Origin of the sequence: Brevundimonas viscosa (assembly GCF_900116065.1) — a bacterium.
Lineage (GTDB): Bacteria > Pseudomonadota > Alphaproteobacteria > Caulobacterales > Caulobacteraceae > Brevundimonas > Brevundimonas viscosa.
The window spans coordinates 31108-50086 of the sequence record NZ_FOZV01000011.1 but is presented as its reverse complement, the minus strand read 5'-3'; the positions used below and the strand labels follow the sequence as shown (position 1 = coordinate 50086).

The 18979-nt window shown below is 70.4% G+C and carries 18 protein-coding genes; 9 read left to right on the top strand and 9 right to left on the bottom strand.

The features are described 5' to 3' along the window. From BM333_RS14955 to aguB, 4 genes are all read left to right on the top strand, one after another. On the top strand, window positions 1-585 hold a 585-nt coding region (locus BM333_RS14955), incomplete at its 5' end, for an OmpA family protein (protein WP_143105850.1). Window positions 586-857: 272 nt separating this feature from the next. After that, window positions 858-3380, top strand: a complete 2523-nt coding sequence (locus BM333_RS14950; RefSeq protein WP_092313568.1) for a TonB-dependent receptor — start codon at window positions 858-860, stop codon at window positions 3378-3380. Window positions 3381-3541: 161 nt separating this feature from the next. Continuing rightward, entirely contained in the window at window positions 3542-4546 is a 1005-nt protein-coding gene (locus BM333_RS14945; RefSeq protein WP_092313566.1) for an agmatine deiminase family protein, read from the top strand. Then, window positions 4546-5415, top strand: coding sequence for an N-carbamoylputrescine amidase (aguB, locus tag BM333_RS14940; protein WP_092313563.1), 870 nt, complete (start codon window positions 4546-4548; stop codon window positions 5413-5415). The genes BM333_RS14945 and aguB overlap by 1 nt, the downstream gene beginning before the upstream one ends. Here aguB and BM333_RS14935 read toward each other — a convergent pair. The 5 genes from BM333_RS14935 to BM333_RS14915 form a co-directional block, all read right to left on the bottom strand. Further along, window positions 5412-6119, bottom strand: coding sequence for a phosphatase PAP2 family protein (locus BM333_RS14935; protein WP_143105849.1), 708 nt, complete (start codon window positions 6117-6119; stop codon window positions 5412-5414). The two genes, aguB and BM333_RS14935, sit on opposite strands and share 4 nt — an antisense overlap. 86 nt (window positions 6120-6205) lie before the next feature. Then, the gene (locus BM333_RS14930) at window positions 6206-6724 is read right to left on the bottom strand and encodes a hypothetical protein (RefSeq protein WP_092313557.1); all 519 of its coding nucleotides are present in this window, start codon (window positions 6722-6724) and stop codon (window positions 6206-6208) included. Between the two features lie 100 nt (window positions 6725-6824). Further along, the gene (locus BM333_RS14925; protein WP_245777309.1) at window positions 6825-7157 is read right to left on the bottom strand and encodes a ribonuclease; all 333 of its coding nucleotides are present in this window, start codon (window positions 7155-7157) and stop codon (window positions 6825-6827) included. A gap of 95 nt (window positions 7158-7252) precedes the next feature. Then, complete coding sequence (locus BM333_RS14920) at window positions 7253-8311, bottom strand: 1,9-bis(guanidino)-5-aza-nonane synthase (RefSeq protein ID WP_092313554.1); 1059 nt, start codon at window positions 8309-8311, stop codon at window positions 7253-7255. Between the two features lie 100 nt (window positions 8312-8411). Continuing rightward, a complete protein-coding gene (locus BM333_RS14915; protein WP_092313550.1) occupies window positions 8412-9677 on the bottom strand; it encodes a type III PLP-dependent enzyme in 1266 nt (421 codons plus the stop codon). Window positions 9678-9903: 226 nt separating this feature from the next. On the opposite strand from BM333_RS14915, the gene BM333_RS14910 reads away from it, so the two are divergent. The 4 genes from BM333_RS14910 (at window position 9904) to phnE (ending at window position 13844) form a co-directional block, all read left to right on the top strand. Continuing rightward, window positions 9904-11133 carry a DUF2254 domain-containing protein gene (locus BM333_RS14910; RefSeq protein WP_092313546.1) on the top strand — a complete coding sequence of 410 codons (1230 nt, stop codon included), beginning with the start codon at window positions 9904-9906 and terminating at the stop codon, window positions 11131-11133. Window positions 11134-11242: 109 nt separating this feature from the next. Beyond that, window positions 11243-12040, top strand: coding sequence for a phosphonate ABC transporter ATP-binding protein (phnC, locus tag BM333_RS14905; RefSeq protein WP_092313543.1), 798 nt, complete (start codon window positions 11243-11245; stop codon window positions 12038-12040). After that, window positions 12037-13035 (top strand): phosphate/phosphite/phosphonate ABC transporter substrate-binding protein, encoded by a 999-nt coding sequence (phnD, locus tag BM333_RS14900; protein WP_092313540.1) that lies wholly within the window; start codon window positions 12037-12039, stop codon window positions 13033-13035. Before phnC ends, phnD begins: the two co-directional genes overlap by 4 nt. Next, the gene (gene phnE / locus BM333_RS14895; protein WP_092313537.1) at window positions 13032-13844 is read left to right on the top strand and encodes a phosphonate ABC transporter, permease protein PhnE; all 813 of its coding nucleotides are present in this window, start codon (window positions 13032-13034) and stop codon (window positions 13842-13844) included. The genes phnD and phnE overlap by 4 nt, the downstream gene beginning before the upstream one ends. Window positions 13845-13916: 72 nt before the next feature. On the opposite strand, the gene thrS is transcribed toward phnE, so the two are convergent. From thrS to BM333_RS14875, 4 genes are read right to left on the bottom strand one after another with little or no spacing between them, the layout of a single operon-like run. After that, window positions 13917-15842 (bottom strand): threonine--tRNA ligase, encoded by a 1926-nt coding sequence (gene thrS, locus BM333_RS14890; RefSeq protein ID WP_092313534.1) that lies wholly within the window; start codon window positions 15840-15842, stop codon window positions 13917-13919. Beyond that, the gene (gene yidD / locus BM333_RS14885; RefSeq protein WP_092313531.1) at window positions 15842-16096 is read right to left on the bottom strand and encodes a membrane protein insertion efficiency factor YidD; all 255 of its coding nucleotides are present in this window, start codon (window positions 16094-16096) and stop codon (window positions 15842-15844) included. The genes thrS and yidD overlap by 1 nt, the downstream gene beginning before the upstream one ends. A 45-nt stretch (window positions 16097-16141) precedes the next feature. Beyond that, window positions 16142-16612 carry an iron-sulfur cluster assembly scaffold protein gene (locus BM333_RS14880; protein ID WP_092313528.1) on the bottom strand — a complete coding sequence of 157 codons (471 nt, stop codon included), beginning with the start codon at window positions 16610-16612 and terminating at the stop codon, window positions 16142-16144. A 17-nt stretch (window positions 16613-16629) separates the two neighbouring features. Further along, window positions 16630-17439, bottom strand: coding sequence for a tetratricopeptide repeat protein (locus tag BM333_RS14875; RefSeq protein WP_092313525.1), 810 nt, complete (start codon window positions 17437-17439; stop codon window positions 16630-16632). A gap of 94 nt (window positions 17440-17533) precedes the next feature. Here BM333_RS14875 and BM333_RS14870 point away from each other — a divergent pair, with 94 nt between their 5' ends. Further along, the gene (locus BM333_RS14870) at window positions 17534-18916 is read left to right on the top strand and encodes a leucyl aminopeptidase family protein (protein WP_092313522.1); all 1383 of its coding nucleotides are present in this window, start codon (window positions 17534-17536) and stop codon (window positions 18914-18916) included. Window positions 18917-18979 lie beyond the last annotated feature (63 nt).

Here is an 18979-nt window from a genome sequence, read left to right as displayed (position 1 = left end):
CGGGCCCACATGGACCTGACCTATCGCTATCTGATGTCGAACATGGAGTTCGACACCTTCGCCTCGTCGGCGGCGTTCGACCAGGGGCCGTTCCAGGGCCGCTACACCGACCACTCGCTGACGCTGGGCCTGCGCTATGCGTTCGGCGCCGCGGAGCCGGCCTATGTGCCGCCGCCGCCGCCGCCGCCGCCGGTGACCCCGCCGGCGCCGCCGCGTCCGGCCCCGCCGCCGCCGCCGCCGCCGCCGGTTGAGCGTCAGTTCGTGGTCTACTTCGACTGGGATCGCTCGGACCTGACGGCCGAAGCCCAGTCGGTGGTGACCCAGGCGGCCAACTACGCCAAGTCGGGTCGTCCGACGCGGATCCTGGTGGTCGGCCACGCCGACACCTCGGGTTCGGCGGCCTACAACGTGGGCCTGTCGAACCGCCGCGCCCGCACGGTCGCCGACGCGCTGGTCGCCCAGGGCGTCAACGGCGGGGTGATCTCGCTGGACGGCAAGGGCGAGACCCAGCTGGCCCGCCCGACCGCCGACGGCGTGCGCGAGCCGCTCAACCGTCGCGCCACCATCGACATCAACTTCCGCTAACCCCGGAAGGTCGATACGGCCGAAAACAGAGCCGCCGGTCCCGAAAGGGGCCGGCGGTTTTGCTTTAAGGCCTCCGGGTTTCTGTCCCCATGGCGATCCACAGGTCTCTGCAGCCGCCGGGTGTGTCTCCGGCGACACCCCGTGTCGCTGTCACATCAGTGTCACGTGAGTGTCGCCTGTCTTTCCGACGTCACGCCTAGAGGGGGCGTGATTTCGACCGGCCGCCGCCGGCCGGCGGGCGCCTTCGCCCATATCATCGGGGATAGACGACAATGACGAACCGCAAACGCGTGTTCTGGGCGACGACCGCCCTCTTCACCGGCCTGCTGGCCGCCGGCGCCGCCTCGGCCCAGTCGACCGGCACCGAGGCCACGGAAGCCACCCGCCTCGGCGAGGTGGTGGTCACCGGCGCGCGCGGTCCGCGCAACATCGACGGCTTGGCCGTCGCCGAAACCGTCGCCAAGACCCGCAACACGGTGAACCAGGAGTTCATCGCCACCCAGACCCCGGGTCAGACCATTCTGCAGACCCTGAACCTGACCCCGGGCCTCAGCTTCACCAACGCCGACCCGTACGGCTCCTCGGGCGGCAACATCCGCCTGCGCGGCTTCGACGGCAACCGCGTGTCGCTGACCTTCGACGGCATTCCGCTGAACGACACCGGCAACTACGCCACCTACACCAACCAGCAGATGGACCCCGAGCTGATCGAGCGCGCCTCGGTCAACACCGGCACCACCGACGTCGACAGCCCGACCGCCTCTGCCACCGGCGGCACCATCAACTACGTCACCCGTCGTCCGGCCCGCGAATTCGGCGGCTGGGGCCAAGCCTCGTTCGGCAGCTTCGACTACCAGCGCTTCATGTTCCTGATCGACACCGGCGAGTTCGGTCCGACGGGCGCCTCGGCCTGGTTCGCCTACTCGGGCACCGACTACGACAAGTTCAAGGGCCTCGGCGAGATCCGCAAGGACCAGTGGAACGCCCGCCTGTACCAGCCGCTCGGCGACAACGGCGACTTCGTGGCCCTGTCCGGCCACTACAACGAGAACCGCAACAACAACTACACCGGCCCGAACCTGCGCACCGCCACCGGCTTCTGCGACGTCGCCCGGACCGTGGTCTGCAACGACCAGGTCGTCGACGATCCGCGCGGCTGGGAAGTCGACTTCGACACCACCTACGTCGCCCCGACCTTCCGCAACGGCGTGGCCGACAACGACGCCAACGGCTCGAACTTCTACGGTCTGCGGATCAACCCGTCGAACACCGGCAACATCCGCGGCAACTCGCGCTTCACCCTCGCCGACGGCGTGGTGCTGACGGTCGACCCGTCGTTCCAGTACACCCTGGCCAACGGCGGCACCCAGCAGGCCGTTCTGTCGGAAACCGATCGCCTGCTGCGCGGCTCGCAGACCACCGGCGGCGTCGACCTGAACGGCGACGGCGACACCCTCGACCGCGTTCGCGTCATGACGCCGTCGAACACCAACACCCACCGGTACGGCCTGAACACCTCGCTGATCTGGGACCTGAACGACGACCACCGCCTGCGCGCCGCCTATGCGCTGGACTGGGGTCGCCACCGTCAGTACGGCCAGTACGGCTTCGTCAACTTCTCGAACCCGGACAACCCGCGCTTCGTCGACTGGTTCGGCGGCCGCAACGACGAGGCCAACCGCGTCATCAACCTGGACGGCTATAACCTCCAGTCCCGTGATCGCCTGTCGTACGCGACCCTGAACCAGTTCTCGTTCGAGTACCGCGGCCAGTTCATGGACGACGCCCTGACGGTGTCGCTCGGCGTTCGCGCCCCGTTCTTCAAGCGCGAGCTGAACCAGTTCTGCTACTCGCAAAACGAGTCGTCGAACGTGCTGTGCACCTCGGAGGTCCCGAACGCCCCGCTCGCCAACGGCAATGTCACCTTCCCGGGCCGCGGCACGACCCAGTACATCGCGCCGTATGAGCGGACCCTCGAGTACGAGGACATCCTTCCGAACGTGGGCGCCACCTACCGCTTCGGCGACGGCCACTCGGTCTACGTCAGCTATGCCGAGAACCTGTCGGCCCCGCGGACGGACAGCCTCTACACCGTCGCCCGTCTGGCCGACGGCTCGATCGGCAACCCGACCGTGCAGCCGGAATCGACCCAGACCTTCGACGCCGGCTACCGCTTCACCGCCCCGACCCTGGTCGCCCAGGTCGCGGCCTTCATGACCAACTACGACAACCGCATCGTCAACACCTTCGACCCGGACCTCGACACCTTCGTCGACCGGAACGTCGGCTCGGTGGAGCTGCAAGGTCTCGAGGGTTCGGTGGGCTGGTCGCCGATCGAGGCTCTGAGCCTGTACGCCTCGGCCTCCTTCCTGAAGGGCGAGCTGCAGGACAACTACCGGTACAACTTCGCTGGCGCTGAACTGCAGACCGCCGGCAAGGAACTGGTCGAGACGCCGGACATGATGTTCGCTCTGCGGGCGAACTATGAGTTCAACGAGATGTTCTCGGCCGGCATCCAGGCCAAGCACACCGGCGAGCGCTGGATCACCGACGTCAACGACCTGAAGGACGACGCCTTCACCGTGGTCGACGCCGACGTCCGCATCGACTTCGCGCCGCTGGGCTTCGAGGGCACCTTCTTCCAGCTCAACGTCACCAACCTGTTCGACGAGAAGTACTACGGCGGCCTCGGCACTCGCGCCTCGGCCACCCCGGGCGAGCTGGGCTACAGCCGTCCGTTCGCCCAGATCGGCGCCCCGCGCACGATCGTCGGCACCCTGCGGATGGCCTTCTAAGGTCCGACGCGGTTCAGACTGATGGAGGGGCGGTCCGGCGACGGGCCGCCCCTTTTTCTGTGCGGCTCCGGGAGCCCCGCCCCGCCCGCGAACATTGAAGTCGCGCCCGCCTGCGCTTATCTGGCCCGGCTCGCCCGCGTCGCCCGAGGACCTCCCCGCTCATGACCAGCCGCTTCGTTCCCGCCGAATGGTCGCCGCACCGGGCGATGTGGGTGGGCTGGCCCAGCCATGGCGAACTCTGGGAAGAGAACCTCGAACCGGCCCAGGCGGAGGTCGAGGCCCTGGTCCGCGCCCTGGCCGGTCCCGGGCGCGAACGCGTGCGGCTGCTGGTCGGCAAGGCCGAAGCGCTGCAGGACGCCCGCGCCCGTTTCGCCGGCGTCGACAGCGTCGAGGTGGTGGACGGCCGGTTCGGCGACATCTGGCTGCGCGACACCGGGCCGATCTTCGGGGCCGGCTCGGCCACGGCCGCCGCCTTCCGCTTCAACGGCTGGGGCGGCAAGTACGAGCTCGAGCACGACGACACGGTGGCGGAGCAGATCGGCGAGGCCTCGGGCGCAGCGCTCGACCGGCACGACTTCATCCTCGAGGGCGGCGCCCTGGACCACGATGGCGAGGGGACGATCCTCACCACCCGCCAGTGCCTGCTCAATCCGAACCGCAACCCCGGCTGGACAGAGGCCGCCGCCGAGGCGGCCCTTGCCGGTGCGCTGGGCGCCCGCAAGGTTCTGTGGCTGGGCGACGGCCTGCTCAACGACCACACCGACGGCCACGTGGACAATCTCGCGCGCTTCGTCGCCCCGGGCGTGGTCGCCTGTCCGGTCGCCTGGGGCCGGGGCGATCCCAACGACGAGGTCTACGACGCCGTGGCCCGCGACCTGTCGCGGATGACCGACGCCGAGGGGCGGCCGATCAAGGTGCTGCGCCTGCCGTCGCCGGGTTTCGTCGGCGACGAGGACGAGCGGCCGATCCCCGCCAGCCACATGAATTTCCTCATCGCCAACGGAGCTGTCATCGTCCCGACCTACGGCGACGAAACGGCCGCCCGCCTCGCCTGCGAAGGCCTCGCCACGGTCTTCCCCGATCGCGAGATCATCCCCCTTCCGTCGCTGGCCATTCTCTCCGGAGGCGGATCCTTCCACTGCATCTCCCAGCAGGAGCCGGCCTGATGCCCCGCACCCTATCCGTCGCCGCCATCCAGACTTCCTATGGCGAGGAACTGCAGGCGAACATCGACAAGACCATCGACCTGGTGCGCCAGGCCGCCAGTCGCGGAGCGCAGGTGATCCTGCCCTCGGAGCTGTTCCAGGGGCCGTACTTCTGCGTCTCGCAGGAGGAGAAGTGGTTCGGGACCGCCTACGCCTGGCGCGAGCATCCCTGCGTCACGGCGCTGCAACCCGTCGCGGCCGAGCTTGGCGTCGCCATTCCGGTGTCGATCTTCGAGCGAGAGGGCCCGCACTACTTCAATTCGATGGTCATGCTCGACGCCGACGGCTCGGCCATGGGGGTCTATCGCAAGAGCCATATCCCGGACGGCCCGGGTTATCAGGAGAAGTACTACTTCCGGCCCGGCGACACCGGCTTCAAGGTGTGGAACACCCGCCACGGCCGCGTCGGCGTCGGCATCTGCTGGGACCAGTGGTACCCCGAGACCGCCCGCGCCATGATGCTGCAGGGCGCCGAGGTGCTGATGTATCCGACCGCCATCGGCTCGGAGCCCCACGACAAGGAGCTGGACACCGCCGACCCGTGGCGTCGCGCCATGCAGGGCCACGCGGTGTCGAACGTGGTCCCGGTCGTCGGCGCCAACCGCATCGGTCACGAGCACGCCACCGAGGTCGGACAGGTGTTCTACGGCTCGTCCTTCATCGCCGACCATCGTGGCGACCTGGTCGAGACGCTGGGGCGCGAGGAGGAGGGCGTGCTGGTCCACACCTTCGACCTCGACTACATCGACCGCCACCGGGCAGCCTGGGGCTTCTTCCGGGACCGCCGCACCGACCTGTACGGGTCGCTCGTGGGACCGCGGCCGGCCTAGGACCGCGGCGGCGGCGCGCGCCACTGGCCGAGCGCCCGACGCTCCGCCGCGCAGGCGGGGCTGGTCAGCCCCTCGGCGCGGGCCGCGGCCAGTTCGGCGCGGGCGGCTTCGAGATCGGTCGCGAAGTCCGGCTGCGCCGCCGCGGCGGCGAACAGACGCACCCCCAGCTCGAGGCCCGCCTCGACGTCCGTCGGCCAGTTCATGCGGCACACCGCCCGGCTCCAGCCGATCTCCCGCGCCGTCCGGCGAACGGCGCCGGCGGCCTCCGGAACCAGGACGGCGAACAGTTCGCCATAGGTTCCGGCCGCCATCGCCCCCGTGGCCGGCGACGAGGGGGCGGTCCGGCCCGGACCGGTCGCCCGTTCGCAGGGCTCCAGGCCGGCGATCGCCTCGAAGGGGCGAGACCCCTGGGCCGCGCCCGTGTGCGCGAAGCGCTGGCGGGCGAGGGCGACGACGTCGGCCGCCAGCCGTCCCATCATGCGGGCGAGGGCGGGGCGCGGCCGTTCGGCGAGGCGTGTGTTCAGCGCGCAGTCGAAATGCTGGGTCGCCCACGGCGGACGCAGCTCGGCATGCGCCGTCGCCAGCCACCAGCGGTCGGATCCGGGGGCGACCGGCGGAAGCCACGCCGGCGCCGGCGACGTCCCCGTAGGCAGCACGGCGGAGTTCGCCAGCGGTTCCAGCCTCTCCCGGGGGAGATAGCCCACGGAAACGCCCGTCGGCCTCGCCGCGCCGTCCGGTGTCGCACAACCGGTCAGCAGCGCGAGGGCGGCCAGCGCGGCCGCCCGCCGGATCACCGGCCGCTCGACCACATCAGCAGGACGTCGGTGGGACCGTCCTCGACGGGGGTGGCCACGACGTTGAGCATCTGCCCCCGGCCGTCGGCTCCGTCGCCGGCCGCATAGCCGCGGGCCCCGTCGCGGTTCAGGCTGGTGATGGCCTTGAGGCCGGCCGCTTCCGCCCGCTGGCGGTAGAAGTCGACGACCTCGTCCGGAGTCGCGTCGGTGGTGAACTCAAGGGTTCCGCCCGGTCCCGACGGCCCTTGGGCCCGGACGGGTCCGGATTTGGGCGCGGCGCCGGGATAGAGCACGGCGAAGGCCGGGGCTCCCGGGGCTGCGGGCGTGGCCGCCCCCCCGGCGACCGGGCCGGCCGGGAGCGCGGCCATCTCGCCGGGGGCGTTTTCCGATGCCGGCGCGGCCATCTCGACGGCGGCGGGCGCGGCCGTTTCGGGCCGGGCGTCCTCGTCGGGCTGGCTGCACCCGGTCATGACCAGGGCCGCCGAAAGACCGGCGGCCGCAAGCAAGCGCTTCATCCCGTATTCGTCCTCGAAGAGACTGTCGTTGTTGGCTTCACCGTGGCGCAACCGTGCGGCGGCGGCAAGGCGGCCGGTCGCGGTCGCGGCCGGATCCGGATCAACCCGTGGGGGCGTCGGCCTCGTCCCCGCGGGCGTGGTCGGGGCGGTCGTTGACCGTGGTCTTGCCCCCGGTCGGATCGCCCGCCGGCCCCTGGAACTCGGCGGCCGCCATGCCCTCGGTGGCGAGGGTCTCGTTGATGGAGTCCTGGTCGGGATCGTCCTCTGATCCCGAGGCCGAGCCGCCGCGCAAGGAGCCGGCGCGGGTGTCGGATCCCTGGTCGCTGCCTGAAAGGGCTTCGGTGAGGGCGTCGGGCGTGCGGCCGAGATCGGGCTTCTCGCCCATGTCCTCTGCTTCACGGGCGTCGCCGGCCTGGGGCGTTTGCTGCGTCATGGCTGCGGTTCTCCTTCGGGGGAGAAAGCGGTCGGCGGGGACCCCGGTTCCGCGCATGACGAAAGGGCCGGGAGATGATCTCCCGGCCCTTCGGTTCAGCCCTGCTTTTCGAACAGCTTCTGCCAGCGGCGCGGCTCGCGGTTCTTCCACGCCCCGCGGTGCCAGGCGTCCGAGCCGATCAGCGGCACCACCGTGGTCGCCTCGGCGAAGACCATCTGCTCCCAGGTGGTCGAGACCTTGCCCCACGAGGCGGCCTCCTTGAGCGTCGAGGACGAGCAGGCGCCGTCGCGCACGTCGGCCACGGTGATCTGGACCGCGTACTTGTGCATGTCGGCCTCGACGCCGAGGATTTCGGCGCAGACGACGGTGTCCTGGGCGAAGTTCTTCGGCACGCCGCCGCCCACCATGAACAGGCCGGTGGTGCCCGCCGCGATCTTGATGTCGGTCAGTTCGCGGAAGTCGGCGATGGCGTCCAGCATCATGTAGGGCTGGCCGCCGGCGGCCCGCTCCTTCTGGTGCTTCACGAGGCCGAAGCCGGCCGAGGAGTCGACGAAGGCCGGGCAGAAGATCGGCACGCCCTGCTCATAGGCGGTCTGGATCAGCGAGCCGGGCTTCTTGGCGTTCCCCTCCGACAGCCACTTGCCCATCTCCCAGATGAACTCGCGCGAGGAATAGCCGCGCGGCTCCAGCCGGTTGGCGATCTCCAGGATGGTGTGGTCGCAGGCCTGGAGCTCTTCCTCATCGATGTAGGTGTCGTAGATCCGGTCGATGTAGTTGTCGCGCAGGACGTTATCGTCGACCGGACCGGCGGCCTGGTAGTGCTTGAAGCCCAGCGCCTCGAAGAAGTCCATGTCGACGATCGAGGCGCCGGTGGCGACCACGGCGTCGATCATGCCGAACTTCACCATGTCGCGGTACACGTGCATGCAGCCGCCGGCCGAGGTCGACCCCGCCAGGATCAGCCACGGCGAGCAGTCCTTGTCCTCGAGCGCCATGTTGAAGATGTCGGCCGCGCGGGCCGTGTCGCGCGACGAGAACGACATCTTGCGCATGCTGTCGATGATCGGGCGGGCGTCGAAGCTGGTGATGTCGACATGCTCGACGACGTTCGCCAGCAGCTCGGCCTTCATGTTGGATTGAACGGGAGCGTTCATCGGTTTGGTTTCCCTTACAGGTGAGCGCCCGTCGAAAGGAAAGGCGGCGGCCCGGACGGAGCGACGGGCCGCTGCTGGGTTCTAACGCTTCAGCGCCGGATTAGCGCCGCGACTTCTTGCGCTGGCCGGCCTTGCCCTTGGGGCGCGACAGGCGGACGACCTTGCGGGCCTGCTCCTCGGCCGAGGTGCGGACCGTAGGGATCGAGCGCGGGGCCAGGCCGTAGAGCGAGGCCATCGGGGCGTCCTCGACCGCGGCGATGTCGTGCTCGCCGTAGCCGTTGAAGCCGGTGGTCATGGCCACGCCGTAGGCGCCCAGCATGCCGATCTCGATGAAGTCGCCTTCCTGCACGTCGGCCGGCAGCCAGAACGGGCCCGGCATGTGGTCGATCGAGTCGCAGGTCGGGCCGTAGAAGCGGAACGGCTTCAGGTCGCCCGAACGCTCGCCGTCCCGGACCAGCTTGGTCGGGAAGGGCCAGCGCGAGTGCGTCGCGTCGAACAGCGAGCCGTACGAGCCGTCGTTCAGGTACAGGGCGTCGCCCTTGCGCAGGTCGACCCGGCACAGCACCGACGAGGACTCGGCGACCAGCGCCCGGCCCGGCTCGCACCACAGCTCGGTGGTGTGGGTGACCGGCATCTCGGCGAAGCCGCGATGGATCGCGTCGGCGTATTCCTGCAGGTCCGGCGGGACCATGCCGGGATAGACCGACGGGAAGCCGCCGCCGACGTCGACGATGTCGACGATCACGCCGGCGCGCGCGATGGCGCGGCCGACCTGGGCCATGGCTGCCTCGTAGGCCGACGGCCGCATGCACTGCGAGCCGACGTGGAACGACACGCCCATCAGCCCGTCCTTCACCGCCTGGCGGGTGGCCAGGAGCAGGGCGGGGGCCTGGTCCGGCGAGACGCCGAACTTGCCCGACAGCGAATAGGCCGCGCCATCCGCCGACACGCCCATGCGCACGACCAGGTTGAGGTCGGCCGCGCCGCCGGTGGCGTCGAGGATCTTGGCCAGCTCGTCATGGCTGTCGAGCGCAAAGGTTCGGACGCCATGATCGAAGTAGGCGCGGGTGATGGCGCCGCGGCTCTTCACCGGATGCATGAAGGCCAGGCGCGCATCGGCGCTGACCGAACGCACCAGTTCGATCTCGGCGAGAGAGGCCACGTCGAAGGCGGTGACGCCCGCGTCCACCAGGGTCTCGATGACCCAGCGCGACGGGTTCGCCTTCACCGCATAGAAGACGTCGGCTTTCAGATTATCCTGGAACCAGCGCGCCGCTACGGAAACCGAACGCGGCCGCACAAGGGCGACGGGACGCTCGGGGGACCGCTCACGGACCAGGTCCAGGGGAAGCTGGTACGTGCGCAATTCACGTAACCCCCTGATTGTTGTTAACCCAGACCGGCGTTAGCGGCGCAGCGATACAGACCTACGGGGTCCGCCGGAGCGCGCGATATGGGGTCAACGGCCCGTCATGTAAAGCGGTAATTTCTTGTCCATGCCGGGCGGTGGCGGGTGCGCGGGCGGCGACACGAACCTTGGCGGGAGCCGTGCGTTCGGTCGGGAGACACAAAGGGGCGGCCGGGGCGCAAGAATGAACCGCTGGCGATTCTACTGGCTCAGGCTGAGGCGCGAATTGTGGGTCCGCGCCACCGCATACGCCGCCCTGGGCGTCGGCGCGGCCTTGCTGGCGGCCGGGGGTGCGCAGTGGGTGCCCGACGCCATGGCCGAGCGGCTCGGCGGCGAGTCGGTGGAGGAGATCCTGACGATCCTGGCCTCCAGCCTTCTGGCGGTCGCAACCTTTTCGGTGGGCGCCATGGTCACCGCCTACACGGCCGTCTCCCAGGGCGCGACGCCGCGGGTGGCCGCCCTGGTGACCAGCGACGGGCAGACCCAGCGCTCGCTCGCCACCTTTGTGGGGGCGTTCCTCTACGCCATCGTCGCCGTGACGGCGATCAACGCCCGCTACTATGGCGAGGGCGGACGGGCGATCCTGTTCCTTGTCAGCCTCGCGGTGGTGGCGCTGGTCGCATTTCGTTTGCTGGCGTGGATCAACCGCCTGTCCAGCCTGGCCCGCGTGGGACACATGATCGACCTCGTCGAGGACCGCACCCGCGACGCGCTTCAGGCTCGTCGGCGCCGGCCTTACCTCGGGGGACGACCGGGCGCTCTGACCTCCGGGGCGCTGATCCTCAGCAGGGCGACCGGCTATATCCAGAATGTCGACCCGGACCATCTTCAGGACGCTGCGGAAGAAAGGGACTGTCACGTCCAGATTCTCGCGCCTCCCGGAAGCTTCGTGCGGCGGGGGGAGGCGCTCGCCCGGGTCAGTCTGACCCGTTGCGAGGAGGCGGCTCTCGATGACTTCCGCTCCGCCTTCGCCGTCGGCGGTTCCCGCTCGTACGATCAGGATCCCCGCTTCGGCCTGGTCGTTCTGGGCGAGATCGCCGCCAAGGCCCTGTCGCCCGGCGTCAACGACCCCGGCACCGCCGTGCAGGTCGTCGGCGCCGGCGTCCGCCTGATGGATGAATGGCTCGAACCCGCGGCGGAAGGGCAGGCGGAACCGTCCCCGTGCTCCCGTCTGCTGGCTCCGCCCCTGGCCGAGGCGGATCTGCTCGACGACATCTTCGGCCCCATCGCCCGCTACGGCGCCGGAGACGTGCCCGTGACCGTCAGGTTGCTGAAGGCGTTGAAATCGCTCGCCGCAGACCCCGGCCCCATGCAGGGTCCCGCCCGGCAGATGGCGGAGGACCTTCTGGCGCGCGCTCAGGGCGCCCTTCCGATCGCCGCGGATCTGGCGCGGGTCCGCTCCGTCGGGGCTTGATGTCGGGCCGCCGCGCTGGACGAAAACGTCGCGGACGTGCCATTAAGACTTGCCTCGCGGGCCCGATCGGGCCATGCGGCGCGCCCGTGCAACCGCCTCCCGCGTGTCCATGACCTCTCCAGCCGCCGCCGTCGCGTCCGTTCGTGACGTGTCAAAGACCTTCGGCGCCCGCAAGGCCCTGAACGGCGTCTCCGTAGAGGTCGGAGCCGGCGAGATGGTGGCCCTGATCGGGCCTTCCGGCTCGGGCAAGTCGACCCTGCTGCGTTCGATCACCGGCCTGCAGTCGATCGATCCCGGCAAGGGCTCCATCGCCGTGTTCGGCGAGGTGGTGCAGAAGGACGGCCGGGTCACCGGCAAGGTCCGCGCCGCCCGCCAGAAGCTCGGCATGATCTTCCAGCAGTTCAACCTGGTCGGCCGGTTGTCGCTGTTCTCCAACGTCATGCTCGGCTGCCTCGGCCGGATCCCGGCCTGGAAGGGGACCCTCGGTCTGTGGCCGTCCGCCGACAAGCTGAAGGCCATGGAGGCGTTGCACCGGGTCGGCGTCGCCGACTACGCCGCCCAGCGCGCCAACACCCTGTCCGGTGGGCAGCAGCAGCGCGGGGCCATCGCCCGCGCGCTGGTGCAGGGCGCCAGGGCCATTCTCGCAGACGAGCCGGTCGCCTCGCTCGACCCCGTCTCCGCCCGCAAGGTCATGGAGCTGCTGGTCGAGCTGAACCAGCGCGACGGCCTGGGCGTCATCGTCACCCTGCACCAGGTCGACTACGCCATCCGCTACTGCGACCGCGTCGTCGCCCTGCAGGCGGGCAAGGTGGTTTACGACGGCCCGTCCACCGGCCTCGACACCAAGCGCCTGATCGAAATTTACGGTCCCGAGTTCGAGGACGCCTTCTGGGAAACCAAGGCATGACCTTCTCCCGCATCACCCGCCGCATGGCGCTCGTCGCCGCCCTCGCCCTCGGCGTCGCCTCCTGCGGGTCCGGCGACGACAAGGCCGCCGGCGGCGCGCCGTCCGAAATCACCTTCTCCATCCTTTCCGCAGAGGGCCAGGCGTCGTCCGGTCCGCTGTGGCAGCCGCTGCTCGACGACATGTCGAAGGCCATCGGCGTCGAGGTGAAGCCCTATTTCGGCTCCAACTACACCGTGCTGGTCGAGGCCATGCGCGGCGGCCACACCCAGGTGGCGTGGTTCTCGGCCAAGCCTGCGCTGGAGGCGGTCGACCGTGCCGAGGCCGAGGTCATCGCCCGCATCGTCGACCCCGAGGGCCGCGACAGCTACCGCTCGACGCTCATCGTGCGCACCGGTTCGGGCATCACGCTCGACGACGTGCTGGCCTGCGGCAAGCAGTATGACTTCGGCATCGGCGACGCCCAGTCGACCTCGGGCACGCTCGCGCCGATGACCTTCCTGTTCAATCCGCGCGACATCGAACCGGCGCAGTGCTTCAAGACGGTGCGTTCCGCCAACCACCAGGCCAACGCCTTCGGCGTCGCCACCGGGGTGCTGGACGTGGCGACCTCCAACACCGTCAACACCGTCTTCCTCAACCGCCAGAACCCGCAGATCGCCGCCCAGATCACCGAGATCTGGCAGTCGCCGCCGATCCCTGAGTCCGGCATCGTGGTGCGCGAGGATCTCGATCCGGCGCTGAAGGAGAAGATCCGCAGCTTCTTCCTGAGCTACGGCCAGGGCGAGGGCGCCGAGGCCGAGCGCCAGCGTCAGGTGCTGGCCGGGCTGAACTACTCAGAGTTCCGCGCCGCCGACGACAGCTACCTCGATCCGGTGCGCGAGATGGTCGCCGACCAGCAGCTCGCCGACGCCCGCCAGCGCGGCGATGAGGCCGCGGCGACGGCGGCGCAGCAGGAACTTCAGCGCCTGCGCGCGAAGCGCGAGGTCCAGCCTTGACCGACGCCGCTCCCGTCGCTTCGGCGATCCCGAAGCCGCCGGCCAGGTCGGCGGGCTCGTGGGCGCTCGACGTCCTCGTCTGGGGCGGCATCGCCGCCCTGCTGCTCTACAGCATCGAGGCGGTCGACCTCGCGAACCTGCCGCAACTGGTCACCAACAGCGACCGCATCCAGACCTTCGCCGCCGACCTGCTGCGTCCGGACTTCTCGGACTGGCGGCTGTTCGTCGCCAAGATGTGGGAGACGGTCCAGATCGCCCTGTGGGGCACCTTCCTGGCCGTCTTCCTCGGCGTGCCCCTGGGCCTCGCGGCCGCCCGCAACATCGCCCCCATCTGGGTGGTGACGCCGGTGCGCTGGGTCATGAACCTGCTGCGCTCGGTGCCCGACCTGGTCATGGGCCTGCTGTTCGTGGTCGCCGTCGGTCTCGGCCCGCTTGCGGGCGTGCTGGCGATCACCCTGAACACCGCCGGCGTGCTGGCCAAACTGTTCTCCGAGGCCGTCGAGTCGATCGACAAGGGGCCGGTCGAGGGCGTGCGCGCCACCGGCGCCCTGCCGCTGCACGAGATCATGTGGGGCGTCATCCCCCAGGTGGCGCCGCTGTGGACCTCCTTCGCCCTCTACCGCTTCGAGTCCAACAGTCGTTCGGCCACGGTGCTCGGCCTGATCGGCGCCGGAGGCATCGGCCAGGTGCTGTTCGAACGGATGAACAGCTTCGATTTCAACGGCGTCTCGGCCGTGGTCATCATCGTCATCGTGGCGGTGACCCTGATCGACATGCTGTCCCAGGCCATGCGCAAGCGGCTGCTCTGACCCCGGCCTGACCGTCCAATGAAAAGCCCGCCCCTGCGTCGCAAGGGCGGGCTTTCTGTTTTCGCCAAGCGGTCAGCCCCGCCGCAGGTCGGGCGGCGTCGCCTCCTCCGTCAGGACGCGGATCGCCTCCTCGACGGTGACGATCTCCTGGGCCTGGGAGCCCAGCCGGCGCAGGGCGACCTTGCCCTCCTCGGCCTCCTTCTTGCCGACCACGGCGATGACCGGGACCTTGGCGACCGAGTGCTCGCGCACCTTGTAGCCCACCTTCTCGTTGCGCAGGTCGGTCTCGACCCGCAGGCCAGCCTTTGCGAACTTCGCCGCCACCTCCCCGGCATAGCCGTCGGCGTCCGAGACGATGGTCGCGACCACCGCCTGCACCGGCGCCAGCCACAGCGGGAAGGCCCCGGCGTAGTTCTCGATCATGATGCCGATGAAGCGTTCGAACGAGCCGAGGATGGCCCGGTGCAGCATCACCGGCCGGTGCTTCTGCCCGTCCTCGCCGACGTACTCGGCGCCCAGCCGCTCAGGCAGGACGTAGTCCAGCTGGATGGTGCCGCAGGTCCACTCGCGGCCGATGGCGTCCTTGACGATGAAGTCCAGCTTCGGCGCGTAGAAGGCCCCGTCGCCCGGCGTCACCACCGGCTCGGAACCGGCGGCGCGGGCCGCGTCGGCCATCTGCGCCTCGGCCTTGTCCCAGAATTCGTCGGTGCCGGCGCGCACCTCCGGCCGGGTGCCCAGGCTGATGTAGGCCGTCTCCATGCCGAGGTCGGCATGGACCGAATGGGCCAGTTCGATGAAGGCCGCCGTCTCCTCGACGATCTGGTCCTCGCGACAGAAGATGTGGGCGTCGTCCTGGGTGAAGCCGCGCACCCGCATCAGCCCGTGCAGGGCCCCGGAGGGCTCGTAGCGGTGGCAGGCCCCGAACTCGGCCATGCGCAGCGGCAGCTCGCGGTAGGACCGCTGGCCCTGGTCGAAGATCTGCACGTGGCCCGGGCAGTTCATCGGCTTCAGCGACAGCGTCTCGCCCTCGACCGTCTCGCAGACGAACATGTTGGGCCGGTATTTGTCCCAGTGGCCCGAGGCCTCCCAGAACTTGCGGTCCAGCACCTGGGGCGTCTTGACCTCGACGTAGCCGGCGGCGGTCAGCCGGCGGCGCATGTAGGCTTCGATCACCTGCCACAGCACCCAGCCCTTGGGGTGCCAGAAGACCATGCCGCGGCCCTCTTCCTGCATGTGGAAGAGCCCCATCTGGCGGCCCAGCTTCCGGTGATCGCGCTTCTCCGCCTCCTCGACCCGCTTCAGATAGGCGTCGAGGTCGGCCTGGTTGGCCCAGGCCGTGGCGTAGATGCGCTGCAGCTGGGGATTGCGGTGATCGCCGCGCCAGTAGGCGCCGGCCAGCTTGGTCAGCTTGAAGGCCTTGCCGACGAACTTGGTCGACGGGAAGTGCGGCCCCCGGCACAGGTCGGCCCAGTCGCCGGTCCGGTAGACGGTGATCGTCTCGTCGGCGGGCAGGTCGCGGATCAGCTCGGCCTTGAAGCTCTCGCCCTTGGCCTCGAACAGCCGGATCGCCTCGTCGCGGTCCCAGACCTCGCGCACCAGTTTCTCGTCGCGATCGACGATCTCGGCCATCTTCTTTTCGATGGCGGCGAAGTCGTCGGTCGAGAACGGCTCCTCCCGGGCGAAATCGTAATAGAACCCGTCCTCGATGGCCGGGCCGATGGTCACCTGGGTGCCGGGGAACAGCTCCTGCACCGCCTGGGCCAGCACGTGAGCGGCGTCGTGTCGGATGGTCTCCAGCGCCTCGGGGTCGTCGCGCATGATCAGGCGGAAGGCGCCGCCTTCCTCAAGCGGCCGGTCGAGGTCGCGCTGGCTGCCGTTCAGCTCGACCAGGGCCGCGCGCTTGGCCAGCGACGGCGAGATGGACGCGGCCACGTCCCGGCCGGTGGCCGCGGGCGGAAACTGTCGGACGGCGCCGTCGGGGAATTTCAGTTCGATCATCAGTCTGTCTTTTCGCGCGGCGGGACGGGATCGTAGGTCCAGTCCAAGCCGCTGAAGGGGTGGCATTTACAGAGACGCCGGACCGTGAGCCATCCCCCCTTCGCCGGGCCGTGCTGGATCAGCGCGTCCCGGGCGTAGTCGGAGCAGGTCGGCCGGAACCGGCACTGCTGCCCGATCAGGGGCGACAGCGTCACCTTGTAGCCCCGATGGGCCAGCCGGACGCCGCGTTCGTAGAGAGTTCCGCCGGATGCCATGTCGCCGCGCTTATCCCCCGGCAGGCGCGCGGGGGCAACGGGCGCTCAGGCCGCACCGGCGAGGCTAGTTCGTGTGTCGGGGCTCTTGCGCGCGAGCGCCTGCTTCACCGCGTCCAGCGTCGCCTCGATGGCGACCATGGTCGAGGCGTGCCGCGCCGGATAATCCGCCACCAGCTTCAGCGCCCGCAGGCCCTCGAACCGCCCTTCCGGCCCCGCGCCGCCGGCCTTGAGCATGGCCAGCATCGCCTCGCGGGCCTGCTCGACCTCGTCGACCGTGGCCCCGATCACCGCCGCGCCAAGCACCCCGGCAGCCGCCTGGCCGAGGGCGCAGGCCTTCACGTCCTGGGCGAAGTCCTGGATCCGGCCGTCGTCGTCCAGACTGACGTCGACCACAGCCTTGGAGCCGCACAGCTTGGCCACCCGCACGCCGGTGCCCCCGGGCGTGGCCAGCCGGCCGGCGTGCGGCATGTTGGCCGCCAGGCCGAGGATGCGCGCGCTGTAGAGCTCGTCGATCATTCCGGAAAGATAGGCGATCAGCCGCCCTGCAGCGAGTCCCAGGTCCGGGCGCTGGCCTGCTCCTGCCCACCCGCCCGCGCCCTCAGCCAGGCGAGATTGGCGTCGGCCTGCTCCGGGGGCAGGACGCGGCGCAGGATCTGTTCGGCCTCCGTCAGGTTGCCGTTCAGGCCCAGCGCGAGGGCGAGGTTCAGCCGCACCTTCAGCGAGGCCTCCGGCCGCGCCGCCGCCCGCCGCAGCAACGGTTCCGCGGCGGCGTTGTCGCCGCGCACCATGGCCGCCACCGCCATGTTGGCCAGCACGTCCGGATTTTCCGGCGACAGCTCCAGCGCCCGGCCCCAGGCGGTCCGCGCGTCGTCGGCGCGGCGCACCTGCTCGTAGGCGGTTCCCAGCAGCGACCACACGCGCCAGTCGTCCGGACGGGCGTCGCGCGCCGTCTCCAGCGCCTGGATGCCGTAGAAGGCCTGGCCGCGGGCGATGTGGCCGCGGCCCGCCTCCAGCATGGCCTCGACGTTGCCCGGCTGCACCAGCAGCACCCGCTGCGCCATCTCGGCGGCCTGGTCGAAGCGACCGAGCTCGCGCAGCGCCTGTGCCGCCTTGACGCCCGCGACGGGGTCCAGCGGGTTGATATCGGCCTGCTCGGTCCAGAACACCGAGCGGCTGAGGGCGTCGGCGCGGTCGTAGGCGGCGCGGGTCTCGGCGTTGGCGGGCGCGCGCGTCCGGGCCGGAGCGACGGCTGGCTCGGCGGCGGGCGCCTGCTGCGCCAGCGCCGGCGTGGCGAGGGCGGCGAGCAGGGCGACGGTTGCGATGCGGGCGGTCGTGCGCGACATGAAAGGCGCTCCGGAAGGGTCGGCCCGAAGAGTCGCCCTTCCGCGTCAACTGCTGGTTAACAAAGCCCCTCGCGGGCCCGAAAGGCGGACCGCCATGTCCCTGATGCACCCCGATGTCCTCGTCGCCGACGCCGACGGCGCCCTGCCGGTGCGCATCGTGACGAAGGACGCGCCCCTGGACGGCGCGGAGGCCGCCTGGGCGCGGGCGCATGACTTCACCGGCAAGACGGGCCAGCTGCTGGTGCTGCCGGGGGCGGGCGGGGCGGCTGCGGGCGCCCTGTTCGGCGCCGGCGAGCGCTTCGACCCCATGTCGGCCCGGGCCCTGGCGGCGAAGCTGCCGGACGGCCTGTGGCGGCTTGAGGGCGTCGAGGGCGAGGCGTCGGCGCTCGCCGCCCTGGCCTTCGCCCTCGGAGCCTACCGCTTCGATCGCTACAAGAGCCGCTCCGGGCCGCGCCCGCGCCTCGCCGCGCCGGGGGTGGAGGTGGGTCCGCTACTGGACATCGTCGCCGCCTGCGCCCTGGCCCGCGAGATGGTCGATACCCCGGCCGGAGACATGGGGCCGCTGCAGATCGAGACCATCGCCCGCGAAATCGCCGAGGCCTCGGCGGCGACCCTGACCGTGGTGACCGGCGACGACCTGCTGGAGCAGAACTATCCCGCCGTCCACGCCGTCGGTCGCGCCGCCGACGGGCGCCGCGCGCCGCGCGTGCTGGAGATCGGCTGGAACCTCGACCGCGCCGAGTTGCCGCTTGTCGCGCTGGTGGGCAAGGGCGTGGTGTTCGACACCGGCGGCCTCGACATCAAGCCAGCCGCCGGCATGCGCAACATGAAGAAGGACATGGGCGGCGCGGCCCACGCCCTGGCGCTGGGCCGGCTGGTCATGCAGGCCGGCCTGCCGGTGCGGCTGGTGGTGCTGGTCGCGGCGGTCGAGAACGCCATCTCCGGCGACGCCTTCCGGCCGGGCGACATCCTGTCCAGCCGCAAGGGCCTGACCATCGAGGTGGGCAACACCGACGCGGAAGGGCGCCTCATCCTCGCCGACATCCTGACCCGGGCCGGCGAGCACGCGCCCGACCTGACCCTGGACTTCGCCACCCTGACCGGCGCCGCCCGCATCGCCCTCGGCCCCGAGCTGCCGCCGCTCTACACCGACGACGAGGCGCTCGCCGCCGACATGCTGGCGGCCGCGCACGCCGTGGCTGACCCGCTGTGGCGCATGCCGCTGTGGCCCGGCTACAGGTCCGCGCTGGAGGCCGAGATCGCCGACCTGAGGAACGACCCCGCCGCCTGGGCCCAGGCCGGCTCGGTCACCGCCGCCCTGTTCCTGCAGAAGTTCGCGCCGACGACCGGGGGCTGGGCGCACATGGACATCTTCGCCTGGAATCCGCGCGCCCGCCCGGGCTGGCCCGAAGGCGGCGAGGCGCAGGGGCTGCGGGCGGCCTTCGAGATGCTGAGGCGGCGATTTCCTGCGAAATGATCGCAGGCGTTAACGGCCTTTTCGGCATCTCGCGGCATTCTTCCGGCTCAACCGGACGAGCCT

Bases quoted from the DNA above. Each gene is read 5' to 3' on its own strand.
- yidD (WP_092313531.1), bottom strand. From the start codon at position 16,096: ATGGCATCCGGCGGAACTCTCTACGAACGCGGCGTCCGGCTGGCCCAT.
- BM333_RS14910 (WP_092313546.1), top strand. From the start codon at position 9,904: ATGAACCGCTGGCGATTCTACTGGCTCAGGCTGAGGCGCGAATTGTGG.
- BM333_RS14925 (WP_245777309.1), bottom strand. From the start codon at position 7,157: ATGACGCAGCAAACGCCCCAGGCCGGCGACGCCCGTGAAGCAGAGGAC.
- thrS (WP_092313534.1), bottom strand. From the start codon at position 15,842: ATGATCGAACTGAAATTCCCCGACGGCGCCGTCCGACAGTTTCCGCCC.
- aguB (WP_092313563.1), top strand. From the start codon at position 4,546: ATGCCCCGCACCCTATCCGTCGCCGCCATCCAGACTTCCTATGGCGAG.
- BM333_RS14880 (WP_092313528.1), bottom strand. From the start codon at position 16,612: ATGATCGACGAGCTCTACAGCGCGCGCATCCTCGGCCTGGCGGCCAAC.
- phnC (WP_092313543.1), top strand. From the start codon at position 11,243: ATGACCTCTCCAGCCGCCGCCGTCGCGTCCGTTCGTGACGTGTCAAAG.
- BM333_RS14920 (WP_092313554.1), bottom strand. From the start codon at position 8,311: ATGAACGCTCCCGTTCAATCCAACATGAAGGCCGAGCTGCTGGCGAAC.
- BM333_RS14950 (WP_092313568.1), top strand. From the start codon at position 858: ATGACGAACCGCAAACGCGTGTTCTGGGCGACGACCGCCCTCTTCACC.
- BM333_RS14945 (WP_092313566.1), top strand. From the start codon at position 3,542: ATGACCAGCCGCTTCGTTCCCGCCGAATGGTCGCCGCACCGGGCGATG.
- BM333_RS14870 (WP_092313522.1), top strand. From the start codon at position 17,534: ATGTCCCTGATGCACCCCGATGTCCTCGTCGCCGACGCCGACGGCGCC.
- phnD (WP_092313540.1), top strand. From the start codon at position 12,037: ATGACCTTCTCCCGCATCACCCGCCGCATGGCGCTCGTCGCCGCCCTC.
- BM333_RS14875 (WP_092313525.1), bottom strand. From the start codon at position 17,439: ATGTCGCGCACGACCGCCCGCATCGCAACCGTCGCCCTGCTCGCCGCC.
- BM333_RS14930 (WP_092313557.1), bottom strand. From the start codon at position 6,724: ATGAAGCGCTTGCTTGCGGCCGCCGGTCTTTCGGCGGCCCTGGTCATG.